Raw genomic sequence first — 13,018 nt, 5'->3', positions numbered from 1 at the left:
GCTGAATGCTGAATGCCGGATCGGACGCGCTAGATCGCTGTACACTGTACATTCAACATTCAACATTCAACATTCAACATTACAAGGAGTTCCCCATGACCGACCTGATCGACCGCCTGCGCGCCAACCTGCGCGCCGCAGGCATCCCCGCCGCCGAGGGCGACTTCGCCGGCATCGCCGAGAAGGGCTTCCTCAGCCGCGTCGCCGATGTTGAGCGGGTGATCGCCGGCCTGCCCAGCGACGACCTGCCCGACTACCTGGACGCCGGCTCGCTGCCCGCCCGCGCCGCCTCGGCCGACCCCGGCGCGCCCCCCGCCAGCGCTGACCTCCAAACCATCGCCGGCATCGCGGCCCAGATCCACGCCCGCGCCGTCTCGCCCGTCGAGCTGGCCCAGGCCGCCCTGGCCCGTGTCGCCGACCGCGACGGGCAGCTCAACGTCTTCCAGCTCGTGCTGGCCGAGCGGGCCATGGCCGACGCCCGCGCCGCCGAGGCCGCCATCGCCAGCGGCCAGTACCTCGGCCCGCTCCACGGCGTGCCCGTGGCCGTCAAGGACCTGCTCGACCTGGCCGGCACGCCGACCACCGCCGGCTCGAAGATCCTGGCCGGCAGCGTGGCCGCCCAGGACGCCACCGGCGTGGCCCGGCTGCGCGCCGCCGGCGCGGTGATCATCGGCAAGACCCGCATGTCCGAGTTCGCCTACTCGCCCGGCTCGAACAACGCCCACTACGGGCCGACATCCAACCCGCACAACCTGGAGCGCGACACCGGCGGCTCCAGCAGCGGCTCGGCGGCCGCCGTCGCCGACGGCATGGCCTTCGCCGCCCTCGGCTCCGACACCGGCGGCTCCATCCGCATCCCCGCCGCCAACTGCGGCATCGTCGGGCTGAAGGCCACCCACGGCCGGGCCAGCCTGGCCGGCGCCGTCACCCTCTCCTGGTCGCTCGACCACCTCGGCCCGCTGGCCCGCAGCGTCGCCGACGCCGCGATCATGCTTGAGGCGATCGCCGGCCCCGACCCGCGCGACGGGCGCACCCTCCGGCCGGCCCCGGCCTTCCGCGCCGGCGGGCTCGACGGCTCGGCCCGCGGGCTGCGCGTCGGCCTGCTCGGCGACGACGGCACCGGCAGGCCCCTGGCCGACGCCGAGACTCTGGCGGCCGTCCGGCGCGGCGCCGAGGCCCTGCGCGACGCCGGGGCCGACCTGGTCGAGATCGACATCCCCGAGATCGACGCCCTGCGCGTGGTCAGCCCGGTCATCCTGGCCCTGGAGGCGGCCGCCTTCCACACCCCCAACCTGCGCGCCCGCCTGGACGACTACGGCGAGTTTATGCGCCAGCGCATCCTAGCCGCCTTCGTCTACGGCCCGGCCACCTTCGTCGAGGCCCAGCAGGCCCGCGCCGCCCTGCGCCGGCGCATGGCCGCCATCTTCGAGCGGATCGACATCCTGGCCCTGCCCAGCGTGCCCGACCTCGCGCCGCCGCTCGGCGTGCCCACGCCCACCACCTTCACCGGCCCCTTCAACTGCCTGGGCTGGCCGGCGATCAGCATCCCCGCCGGGCGCAGCGCCTCCGGCCTGCCGCTCTCGCTCCAGCTCGTCGCCCGCCCCTGGGAGGAGCCGGCCCTCCTGCGCGCCGCCCACGCCGCCTGCGCACGGTGAGGCTGTGGGAGATCTCCGCTCCCCCACAAAAAACTGATGATGCTGCGGCGCGGCGTAGCCGCGCCGCAGCATCATCAGGGCCGTTTGGCATAGCGCAGCGCAAAACCTGCCACCTGCCACCTGCCACCTCGCCTCACTCAAGCACGAAGAGCAGCTGTCCCTCCTGGACGACATCGTTCAGCTTGACGCAGACCTCGGCGATCCGGCCGGCGAAGGGGGCGAGGATGGCGTTCTCCATCTTCATCGCCTCAAGGTTCGCCACCTCCTCCCCTTTGTGGACGACATCGCCGACGTGGATCGGCCCGCGCTGCGGGTTGCCGATCCGCCACACGTTGCCGTTGATCGGGGCGCCGATATCCTGCGCGCCCCGCGCCAGCCGGATCTCGACCTTCTTGGCCCGCGGCGTCGCCACCGGGTAGACGCGGGTCACATTATTGACCTTGAGCACCACGTGGATCATGCCCTCGTGCTCGGCCCCGACCGACACCAGCTCGATACAGTAGGGCTTGCCGTCGAGCTGGAAGTCAACCTTCTGGCCGGTGTGCTGCAGCTGCGGGCCATGCAGGACGGCAAGATCGCCCGCGTCGAGGAGCTGACCCGCATCCCCGCCGAGGTGCAGGACACGCTGATCACGATCCTCTCCGAGAAGACGCTGCCCATCCCCGAGCTGAACAGCGAGGTGCAGGCGGTGAAGGGCTTCAACCTGATCGCCACCGCCAACGACCGCGACCGGGGCGTGAATGATCTCTCCAGCGCGCTCAAGCGCCGCTTCAACACGGTGGTGCTGCCGCTGCCCGACACGGTCGACGAGGAGGTGGACATCGTCCAGCGGCGCGTGGCCAGCCTGGGCGCGGCCCTGGAGCTGCCCGCCGAGGCGCCGGCCCTGGCCGAGATCCGCCGCATCGTGACGGTCTTCCGCGAGCTGCGCGGCGGGCAGACCGCCGACGGTAAGACCAAGCTCAAGTCGCCCAGCGGCACGCTCAGCACCGCCGAGGCGATCTCGGTGGTGAACAGCGGCTTGTCTCTGGCCGCCCACTTCGGCGACGGGGTGATGCGCGCCGCCGACGCGGCCTCCGGCCTGGTCGGCGCGGTGATCAAGGACCCCGTGCAGGACCGGCTGGTCTGGCAGGAGTATCTGGAGACGGTGGTGAAGGAGCGCGACGGCTGGAAGGATCTCTACCGGGCGTGCCGAGAGCACTGAGGGACTGAGGCGCTGAGGCGCTGAGGCACTGAGGCGCTGAGGGACTGAGGGACTAATGTCATCACACCACATCTTTGGCATCCGCCACCACGGCCCCGGCTCGGCGCGCAGCCTGAGAAAGGCGCTGGAGGATCTCGTGCCCGACGCGGTGCTGGTGGAGGGGCCGCCCGACGCCGAGCCGGTGCTGCCGCTGCTGGCCCACCCCGAGATGCGCCCGCCGGTGGCCCTGCTCGTCTACGCCGCCGACCAGCCGCGCGACGCGGTCTTCTACCCGTTCGCCACGTTCTCGCCCGAGTGGCAGGCGATCAGCTACGGGCTGGGACGGGGCCTCCCCGTGCGGATGATGGACCTGCCGCAGTGGCACCAGCTTGGGCAGAAGGCAGAGGATACCGGCACAGAAGACAGCTCCGCCGACCTTCATCCTTCATCCTTCATCCTTCACCCTTCCCAAGACCCGCTGGGCTGGCTGGCCCAGGCCGCCGGGTTCAGCGACGGCGAGCGCTGGTGGGAGCAGATGGTCGAGCAGCGCCGCGATAGCGCCGACATCTTCGCGGCTATCCTGGAGGCGATGGCCGCCCTGCGGGCCGAGTCGCCCCCGCCCGAGCCGGGCGAGGCCCGGCGCGAGGCGTGGATGCGCAAGACGATCCGCACGGCCCTCGGCGAGGGGTTCACGCGGGTCGCGGTGGTCTGCGGGGCGTGGCACGGGCCAGCCCTGGTTGACCTGGGCGACAAGAAGGGCGACGCCGCCCTGCTCAAGGGCCTGCCCAAGACGAAGACCGCCGCCACCTGGGCGCCGTGGACCTACGGGCGGCTCTCCTCCGCCAGCGGCTACGGCGCGGGCATCGGCTCGCCCGGCTGGTACGACCACCTCTGGGCGCACGAGGAGCAGGTGACGGTGCGCTGGATGACCCGCGTGGCCCGCCTGCTGCGCGGCCAGGATCTGGACGGCTCGGCGGCCCACGCGATCGAGGCGGTGCGCCTGGCCGAGAGCCTGGCGGCGCTGCGCGGCCACCCGCTGCCCGGCCTGGATGAGCTGAACGAGGCGAGCCGGGCGGTCTTCTGCTTCGGCGGCGACGCGCCCATGCGCCTGATCCACGACCAGCTGATCGTCGGCGAGCGCATGGGCGCGGTGCCCGATGAGACGCCGAGCGTGCCGCTCCAGCAGGATCTTCAGCGCGAGCAGCGGCGGCTCCGGCTGGCCCCCGAGGCGACATGGCGCGACATTGACCTCGACCTGCGCAAGCCCTTCGACCTGGAGCGCAGCCACCTGCTGCGCCGGCTGGGCCTGCTCGGCGTTGCCTGGGGCCAGCTCCAGGGCGGCGGCGGCACCGGTACCTTCCGCGAGGTCTGGCGGATCGAGTGGCGGCCCGAGCTGACCGTGTCCCTGATCGAGGCCGGGATCTGGGGCAACACCCTGCGCGACGCGGCCCGCGCCCGCGCGCTGGACGAGGCCGAGCGCGCGGCCGGCCTCCCCGATCTGGTGGGCATTGTCAACCAGGTGCTCCTGGCCGACCTGCCCGACGCGGTGCCCGCGCTGATGGCCTGGCTCCAGGAGCGCTCGGCGCGCACCGCCGATGTGGCCCAGCTGATGGACGCCCTGGTGCGCGAGGACCAGATCACCCGCAGCAGCCTGGTGTCCAGCCTGCGCTACGGCGGGGTGCGCAACACCGACACGGCGGCTATTGCGCATGTGGTGGACGGGATCGTGCTGCGCATCTGCATCGGCCTGCCCGGCGCGTGCAGCTCGCTGAACGATGACGCGGCCGGCGCGATGTTCGGGCGGGTCGTGGCGGTCGCTGCGGCCCTGCGCCTGCTCCAGCAGCCCGCGCACCTGGAGGCGTGGCACCAGTCCCTGCTCCGGGTCGCCGATCTTGGCGCGGTCCACGGGCTGGTGGGCGGGCGCTGCTGCCGGCTGCTGCTCGACGCGGGGGCGATCGACGCCGAGGAGGCGGCCCGCCGCGTGGGCCTGGCGATCTCCCAGGCGACCGCGCCGGCCCACGCCGCCGCATGGGTCGAGGGGCTGCTCAAGGATAGCGGGGCGATCGTGCTGCACGACGACCTGCTCTGGGGCATCCTCGACGGCTGGGTCGCCAGCCTGACGCCGGACCTCTTCCTCCAGACTCTGCCGCTGATCCGGCGCACCTTCGCCACCTTCGCGCCCGCCGAGCGGCGGCAGATGGGCGAGCGGGCCAGGCGCGGGGCTGCGTCTGGCCCCGCGTCGCCCCGCGCCACCGATGACGATATCGACGCGGCCCGCGCCGAGGCGGTGCTGCCTCTGGTGGGGAGATTGTTGGGGGTGGACGTATCCCCGGCGCATCCGTAAGGGCGCAGCAGCGGCCTCTTAGGAGTCGGGTGAGACCGGATAAAACAGGGGCCGCTGCTGCGCCCTTACGTAAGGAGCACCTCATGACCCTCGTTGATCAGCTCCCGCCCGACTGGCGGGCCGCCCTGTCCGGCGAGCGCGACAAGCCCTACCTGGCCCGGCTTGAGGCCTTCCTGGCCGAGGAGCGCACCCGGCACACGGTCTTCCCTCCCGAGGGGGATGTCTTTGCCGCCCTGCGGCTCACGCCCTACGGTCAGGTGCGGGCGCTCATTGTGGGCCAGGACCCCTACCACGACGACGGCCAGGCCCACGGGCTGGCCTTCAGCGTGCGCCGGGGCGTGCGGGTGCCGCCCAGCCTGGTGAACATCTACAAGGAGCTGGAGGCCGACCTGGGTATCCCTCGGGCGGGCCACGGCAGCCTGGAGCGCTGGGCCGCGCAGGGCGTGCTGCTGCTGAACACCTCGCTGACGGTGCGCGCCCACGCGGCGGCCTCGCACAAGGGCCGGGGCTGGGAGCAGCTCACCGACGCGGTGATCCGCGCGGTGAATGCCCGTCCGCAGCGGGCGGTCTTTGTGCTCTGGGGCGGCCACGCCCAGAAGAAGCGCCCGCTGATCGACGGCCCGCAGCATGTGGTGGTCGAGTCTGCCCACCCCTCGCCGCTCTCGGCGCGCGGCGGGTTCTTCGGCTCGCGGCCCTTCTCGGCGATCAACCGCGCCCTGGAGGAGGTCGGCGTCGCACCGATTGACTGGCGACTGGAGGCGGCATGATCGGCGAAGAGGAGCGCATGCGCCGCTGGCGGCTCATCCTGGGCGGCGGCGCGGCCGACGGCACCGGGGTGCGCCTGGGCGGCCCCGACAGCGGTATGGACGGCGCCCTCCAGGCGCTCTACGACTCTGATCGCTCGGGCGGGCTGGGCGGCTCCTCGCCCAACGTCGCCCGCTGGCTCGGCGATATCCGCGGCTACTTCCCGGCCCCTGTCGTCCAGGTGATGCAGCAGGACGCGCTGGATCGCCTGGGGCTGCGGCGCATGCTGCTTGAGCCGGAGCTGCTCCAGGCGGTGGAGCCCGACGTGCGCCTGGTGGGCAGCCTGCTCGCCCTGGGCGGCGTGCTGCCCGCGAAGACCCGCGAGACGGCGCGCATGGTGGTGCGGCGGGTGGTCGAGGCGCTGATGCGCAGGCTGGCCAGCCAGACCCGCCAGTCCGTGATGGGCAGTCTGAGCCGGGCCACCCGCAGCCGCCGCCCGCGCCACAGCGAGATCGACTGGCACCGCACCATCCGGGCCAACCTGCGCCACTACCAGCCCGCCCACCGCACGATCATCCCCGAGACGCGGATCGGCTACGGGCGTCGCCGCAGCTCCCTGCGCGACATTATCCTCTGCGTCGACCAGAGCGGCTCGATGGCCTCATCCGTTGTCTACGCCGGGGTCTTCGGGGCGGTGCTGGCGTCTCTGCCCGCCGTGAGCACGCGCATGGTGGTCTTCGACACCGCTGTGGCTGATCTGACCGATGAGATGCGCGACCCGGTGGACCTGCTGTTCGGGGTGCAGCTGGGCGGCGGCACGGATATTAACCAGGCGCTGGCCTACTGCCAGGGGCTGGTGCGCCGGCCGCAGGAGACGATCCTGGTGCTGATCAGCGACCTGTACGAGGGCGGCAACGGCGAGGAGATGCTGCGGCGCGCGGCGGCTCTGGCCGGGTCGGGCGTGCAGATGATCGCCCTGCTGGCCCTGAGCGACGATGGCGCGCCCGCGTGCCACCGGCAGAACGCCGCCGCCCTGGCGGCCCTCGGCGCGCCCGCCTTCGCCTGCACGCCCGACCTCTTCCCCGACCTGATGGCGGCGGCGATCGGCCGCCAGGACATCGGCCGCTGGGCCGCCGCCCACGATATTGTGGCCGCGCGGTGATAAAGCGTTTGGATCACGAAGCACGCGAAGCCGTGCGGGGGACGCGAACGCGAAGGGGGCGAAAGAGGCGGGCCGCCCGCCCCCTTCGTGTTCGCGTCCTTCGCGTTCGGGTTTGACACATGCTAGTGGCTTCTGTACAATCAGGGTGCAGACCATGTGCGTTTACCAACGTGTCACCTACGGCGCGCCGATGTCGCCCTTGATGGCGGCGCCCGCCGATTGTCTTAGCTTGTCTTCTTTTCTGGGGCTGCGGCCGCCAGCACGCTAACCTACGGAGGTGTCGATGTCAGCCCAAGCGACGGAATCCGCCAGAAGCCGCGCGGCGGCTGACCGCAGCCCCAACGGCCTCGACACGCTCGGCGATGGCCGCCGGCGCGTCATCCTTGAGCGGCTCCAGCCCGAGATCGACGCCGGGCGCTTCCCGATCAAGCGCACCCCCGGCGAGCCTGTCCTCGTCGAGGTGGACGCCTTCGCCGACGGGCACGATGTGCTCGGCTGCGTGGTGCGCTACCGCAAGGAGGGCGCCCCCGCCTGGTCCGAGTCGCCGATGGAGCCGCTGGTCAACGACCGCTGGCGCGGCAGCTTCACGCCATCCGAGGTCGGCCGCTACCAGTACACGGTGGCCGGCTGGGTCGATCACTTTACGACCTGGGAGCACCAGCTGCACCGGCGGGTCGAGGCCGGCCAGGATCTGCGCGTCGACCTGATGATCGGCGCCGACCTGGTGGCCGACGCCGCCGACCACGCGCCCGCCGACGCGGCCGCCCGCCTGCGCTCCTACGCCGACGCCCTGCGCGCCGGCGACCATAGCGCCGCCTTCGCCCCGTCCCTCTCGGAGCTGATGGCCGCCCACGCGCCCCGTCGCTACATGTCGTCCTATGAGCGCACGCTGACGGTGGTGGTGGACCCGGCCCTGGCCCGATTCTCTAGCTGGTACGAGCTCTTCCCGCGCTCGACCTCGCCCGAGCCCGGCCGCCACGGCACCTTCCGCGATGTGATCAACCGCCTGCCCTATGTGGCCGAGCTCGGCTTTGATGTGCTCTACCTGACGCCCATCCACCCGATTGGCAGCACCTTTCGCAAGGGCAAGGATAACGCGCCCACGGCGAGGCCCGGCGAGCCCGGCAGCCCCTACGCGATCGGCTCCGAGGAGGGCGGCCACCTCGATATTCACCCCGAGCTGGGCACCCTGGAGGACTTCCGCGAGCTGGTGCGCGTGGCCCGCGAGCAGTACGGCATCGAGGTGGCGCTCGACAACGCCTTCCAGTGCTCGCCCGACCACCCCTACGTCAAGGATCACCCCGAGTGGTTCCGCGCCCGCCCCGACGGGACGATCCAGTACGCCGAGAACCCGCCCAAGAAGTACCAGGACATCTACCCCTTCGACTTTGAGTCGTCTGACTGGCAGGGGCTCTGGCACGAGCTGAAGCACTACTTCGACCACTGGATCGCCCAGGGCGTGAAGGTCTTCCGGGTCGATAACCCGCACACCAAGAGCTTCCGCTTCTGGGAGTGGTGCATCGGCGAGCTCAAGGCCGAGCACCCCGAGGTGATCTTCCTCTCCGAGTCCTTCACCCGGCCGAAGGTGATGTATGGCCTGGCCAAGCTCGGCTTCACCCAGAGCTACACCTACTTCACCTGGCGCACGAGCAAGTGGGAGCTGACCCAGTATATGCTGGAGCTGACCCAGGGCGAGCCGAGGGAGTTCTTCCGGCCGAACTTCTGGCCGAACACCCACGACATCCTCACGCCGCAGTTCTACGAGGGCTACCGCGGCACCTTCTACGCCCGCGCCGCCCTGGCGGCCACGCTGGCGGCCAGCTGGGGCATGTACGGGCCGGCATACGAATTGCTGGAGCATATGCCGGTGCAGGGCCGCGAGGAGTACCGCAACAACGAGAAGTACGAGCTGCGCACCTGGAACCTTAACGACCCGCGCAGCATCGCCCCGTTCATCGCCGCGCTCAACCGCGCCCGCCGCGAGAACGAGGCCCTCCAGCGCAACGAGAGCATCCGCTTCCACCGCGTCGAGAATAACTACGTCGAGAACGAGCAGATCATCGCCTACAGCAAGCACAGCGCCGACATGAGCAGCATCGTGCTGGTGGTGATCAACCTCGACCCGGTCAACACCCAGGCCGGCTGGGTCGAGCTGCCCCTGGGCGACTGGGGGCTGACCGGCCCCGTCCAGATGCACGACCAGCTCAGCGACGCGCGCTTTGTGTGGAACGAGGGCTTCAACTATGTGGAGCTGAACCCCTACGCCATGCCCGTCCACGTCTTCCGGCTGCGCCGGCGCGTGCGCGATGAGCGCGGGTTCGAGTTCTACTCTTGATGGGGGACAGGGGACAGGGGACAGGGGATGGACGGGGGCAGGGGACAGGAATCTCGTCCGCCGATACGAAACGTCTTGTCGCCGGGATATTCCGTCAACCTCATGTGCTCGGCCTATTCCCTGTCTTCTGTCCCCTGTCCCCTCGCTTTGAACAGAAAGAGACCTTATGGCCACAAAGAAGACCCCGCAAATATTTAGCGACGACCCGCTCTGGTATAAGGACGCCGTGATCTACGAGGTGCATGTGCGCACCTTCTGCGACAGCGACGGCGACGGCAGCGGCGACTTCAAAGGGCTGATCAGCAAGCTCGACTACCTCCAGGACCTCGGCGTCACCGCGATCTGGGTGCTGCCCTTCTACCCCTCCCCCCTGCGCGACGATGGCTACGACATCGCCGACTATAACGCGGTCAACCCCTCCTACGGCACCATCCAGGATGTGCGCACGCTCATCCGCGAGGCCCACAGCCGCGGCCTGCGCGTGATCACCGAGCTGGTCTTCAACCACACCTCCGACCAGCACGCCTGGTTCCAGCGCGCCCGCCGCGCCAAGCCCGGCAGCAGCTACCGCGACTTTTATGTCTGGTCCGACACGCCCGAGAAGTATAAAGACACGCGGATTATCTTCAAAGATTTTGAGAGCAGCAACTGGAGCTGGGACCCGGTGGCGGGGGCCTACTACTGGCACCGCTTCTACAGCCACCAGCCCGACCTGAACTTTGAGAACCCGGCCGTCCACAGGGCGCTGCTCAAGGCGATGGAGTTCTGGCTCGATATGGGCGTGGACGGCATGCGCCTCGACGCCATCCCCTACCTCTACGAGGCCGAGGGCACCAACTGCGAGAACCTGCCGGCCACCCACGACTTCCTCAAGCAGATGCGCCGCCACATGGATGAGAAGTACCCCGGCCGCATGTTTCTGGCCGAGGCCAACCAGTGGCCCGAGGACCTGGTGGCCTACTTCGGCGACGGCGACGAGTGCCACATGGCCTTCCACTTCTCGGTGATGCCGCGCCTCTATATGGCCGTCTACCAGGAGGACCGCTTCCCGATCATCGAGATCATGCGCCAGACGCCGAGCATCCCCGACAACTGCCAGTGGGCGATCTTCCTGCGCAACCACGACGAGCTGACCCTGGAGATGGTCACCGACGAGGAGCGCGACTATATGTACCGGGTCTATGCGAAGGACCCGCAGGCCCGGATCAACCTCGGCATCCGGCGCCGGCTGGCCCCGCTGCTCGGCAACCACCGCCGCAAGATCGAGCTGATGAACGGCCTGCTCTTCTCGCTGCCCGGCACCCCGGTGCTCTACTACGGCGATGAGATCGGCATGGGCGACAATATCTACCTGGGCGACCGCAACGGCGTGCGCACGCCGATGCAGTGGACGGGCGACCGCAACGCGGGCTTCTCCAAGGCCAACCCGCAGCGGCTCTACCTGCCGATCGTCACCGACCCCGAGTACCACTACGAGATGGTGAACGTCGAGACCCAGAGCGCCAACCAGCACTCGCTGCTCTGGTGGACGAAGCGCCTGATCGCGCTGCGCAAGCGCTACCAGGCCTTCAGCCGCGGCACCCTGGAGTTCCTCCAGCCCGATAACCGCAAGGTGCTCACCTTCATTCGTCGCTATGAGGACGAGATCATCCTGATGGTGGCCAACCTCTCGCGCTTCGTCCAGGCCGTCGAGCTGGATATGGCCGAGTTCAAGAGCCTGATGCCGGTGGAGCTGTTTGGCCAGGTGGAGTTCCCGCCGATCGGCGACCTGCCCTACTTCCTGACCCTGGGGCCGCACGCCTTCTACTGGTTCCGCCTGGTGCCCCAGCGGGTCGAGGGCGTGCTGTCCGCGACGCCATCGGCCGACGACATTGCCCTGATCGAGACCCACGCCGAGAAGTGGGACGCGATCTTCTACGATGGCCGCCAGGCCCGCCTGGAGAAGGTGCTGCCCAGCTTCATGCGCCCGCGGCGCTGGTTCGGCGCCAAGTCGCGCAAGATCAAGTCTGTCAGCATCGGCGACACGGTGATGCTGCCCTTTAACCGCGACACCGACCTGGCCTACCTGGCCCTGGTGAGCGTGCAGTACACCGAGGGCAGCGATGAGACCTACCTGATGCCGATGGCCTACGCCGTCGGCGAGCGCGCCCAGCAGCTGCTCAACGACTGGCACCACACGGTGATCGCCCGCCTGCGCGTGGGCGACGCGGAGCCGGGCGTGCTCTACGACCCGCTGATCGAGCGCGGCTTCTGCGTGGCCCTGCGCGAGTTTGTGTCCGGCCGCCGCCGCCTGCGCGGCGCGAAGGGCGAGCTGGTGGGCACGCCGACGCGGGCGCTGCGCGGCCTGCTGGGCGGCCTCGGCGACGCCAGCCTCGACCCGCTGCCCGTGCGCGCCGAGCAGAGCAACTCCTCGATCAACTTCGGCGGTCGCCTGATCATGAAGCTGTTTCGCAAGATCGACAGCGGGCTCAACCCCGACCTGGAGATCGGCCGATTCCTCACCGACGAGCAGGGCTTCGCCAGCACGCCGCCGGTGGCCGGCAGCATCGAGTACACCCGCAACGGCGATGAGCCGATGACCCTGGCCATCCTCCAGGGCTTTGTGGAGAATGAGGGCGACGCCTGGGACTACACGCTCGATGTGCTGCACACCTACTTCGACGAGGTGCTGGCCCGCCCCGAGCTGGAGGTGCCGCAGGTCTCCGCCACCCTGGCGTCTCTGCTGGACGCCGCCGGCCAGGACGAGCCCGATCTGGCCGCCGAGCTGGGGGCCGGCTACATCGAGCGCGCCCGCCTGCTCGGCCAGCGCACCGCCGAGATGCACCGCGCCCTGGCCAGCGGCGAGAGCGCGGCCTTCGCCCCCGAGCCGTTCTCCCAGCTCTACCAGCGCTCGCTCTACCAGAGCATGCGCACCCTCACGGTGCAGACCTTCCAGAGCCTGCGCAAGCTGCTGCCCAAGCTCCCCGACGCCGTGCGCGCCGATGCCGAGGCCGCGCTGGCCGGCGAGGACGCCCTGATGGCCCGCTTCCAGCGCATCGTCGGGGCGAAGATCGAGGTCGCGCGCACGCGCATCCACGGCGACTTCCACCTTGGCCAGGTGCTCTTCACCGGCAAGGACTTCATGATCATCGACTTTGAGGGCGAGCCGGTGCGCCCGATCAGCGAGCGCCGGATCAAGCGCTCGCCCCTGCGCGATGTCGCCGGCATGCTGCGCTCCTTCCAGTATGCCGCCTACTCCAGCTACTTCAGCCGCACCAGCGCCATGGCCGTGTCGGAGGAGGAGGCCGCCCGCCTGCGCCAGTGGGCCGACTTCTGGGCCTTCTGGGTCAGCGCGGCCTACCTGGGCAGCTATATCGAGCACGCCGCCGGCACGCCCTTTATGCCCGCCGGCCGGGCCGACCTGGAGACGCTCCTGGAGGTCTACGTCCTGGAGAAGGTGGTCTACGAGGCGAGCTACGAGATGAACAACCGTCCGACATGGCTGAGCATCCCGCTCAGCGGCATCCTGCGCCAGGTCGGGGGGTAGGGGCATACTGTTCAAACAGCCAACCCCAACACCACATAATGAATACGTGAAGGAGCTTATATGACCGACAAG

General features: G+C 69.9%; 7 protein-coding genes and 1 pseudogene. 7 read left to right on the top strand and 1 reads right to left on the bottom strand.

Annotation, left to right across the window (positions count from 1 at the left end):
- Window positions 1-5 precede the first annotated feature (5 nt).
- Window positions 6-1,655, top strand: coding sequence for an amidase (locus tag K2Z83_RS18915; RefSeq protein ID WP_255604252.1), 1,650 nt, complete (start codon window positions 6-8; stop codon window positions 1,653-1,655).
- A gap of 133 nt (window positions 1,656-1,788) precedes the next feature.
- On the opposite strand, the gene K2Z83_RS18910 is transcribed toward K2Z83_RS18915, so the two are convergent.
- Window positions 1,789-2,115 (bottom strand): biotin/lipoyl-containing protein, encoded by a 327-nt coding sequence (locus tag K2Z83_RS18910; protein ID WP_255604251.1) that lies wholly within the window; start codon window positions 2,113-2,115, stop codon window positions 1,789-1,791.
- A 90-nt stretch (window positions 2,116-2,205) separates the two neighbouring features.
- Here K2Z83_RS18910 and K2Z83_RS18905 point away from each other — a divergent pair.
- The 6 genes and pseudogenes from K2Z83_RS18905 to treS all read left to right on the top strand — a co-directional run.
- Window positions 2,206-2,856 (top strand): annotated as a pseudogene (locus K2Z83_RS18905) (AAA family ATPase); the annotation flags it as partial.
- 55 nt (window positions 2,857-2,911) lie between these two features.
- On the top strand, window positions 2,912-5,179 hold the full coding sequence (locus K2Z83_RS18900; RefSeq protein WP_220596750.1) for a DUF5682 family protein: 2,268 nt from the start codon (window positions 2,912-2,914) through the stop codon (window positions 5,177-5,179).
- A gap of 83 nt (window positions 5,180-5,262) precedes the next feature.
- Window positions 5,263-5,946: a uracil-DNA glycosylase gene (gene ung, locus K2Z83_RS18895; protein ID WP_220596749.1), complete on the top strand. Its 684-nt coding sequence runs from the start codon at window positions 5,263-5,265 to the stop codon at window positions 5,944-5,946.
- Window positions 5,943-7,085, top strand: coding sequence for a VWA domain-containing protein (locus K2Z83_RS18890; RefSeq protein ID WP_220596748.1), 1,143 nt, complete (start codon window positions 5,943-5,945; stop codon window positions 7,083-7,085). Before ung ends, K2Z83_RS18890 begins: the two co-directional genes overlap by 4 nt.
- 283 nt (window positions 7,086-7,368) lie before the next feature.
- Window positions 7,369-9,420 (top strand): alpha-1,4-glucan--maltose-1-phosphate maltosyltransferase, encoded by a 2,052-nt coding sequence (locus K2Z83_RS18885; protein ID WP_220596747.1) that lies wholly within the window; start codon window positions 7,369-7,371, stop codon window positions 9,418-9,420.
- Window positions 9,421-9,586: 166 nt separating this feature from the next.
- Entirely contained in the window at window positions 9,587-12,946 is a 3,360-nt protein-coding gene (treS, locus tag K2Z83_RS18880) for a maltose alpha-D-glucosyltransferase (RefSeq protein WP_220596746.1), read from the top strand.
- The last annotated feature ends 72 nt before the right edge of the window (window positions 12,947-13,018 follow it).

Origin of the sequence: Oscillochloris sp. ZM17-4 (assembly GCF_019599295.1) — a bacterium.
Lineage (GTDB): Bacteria > Chloroflexota > Chloroflexia > Chloroflexales > Chloroflexaceae > Oscillochloris.
This window is presented reverse-complemented; position numbering and strand designations above follow the sequence as displayed.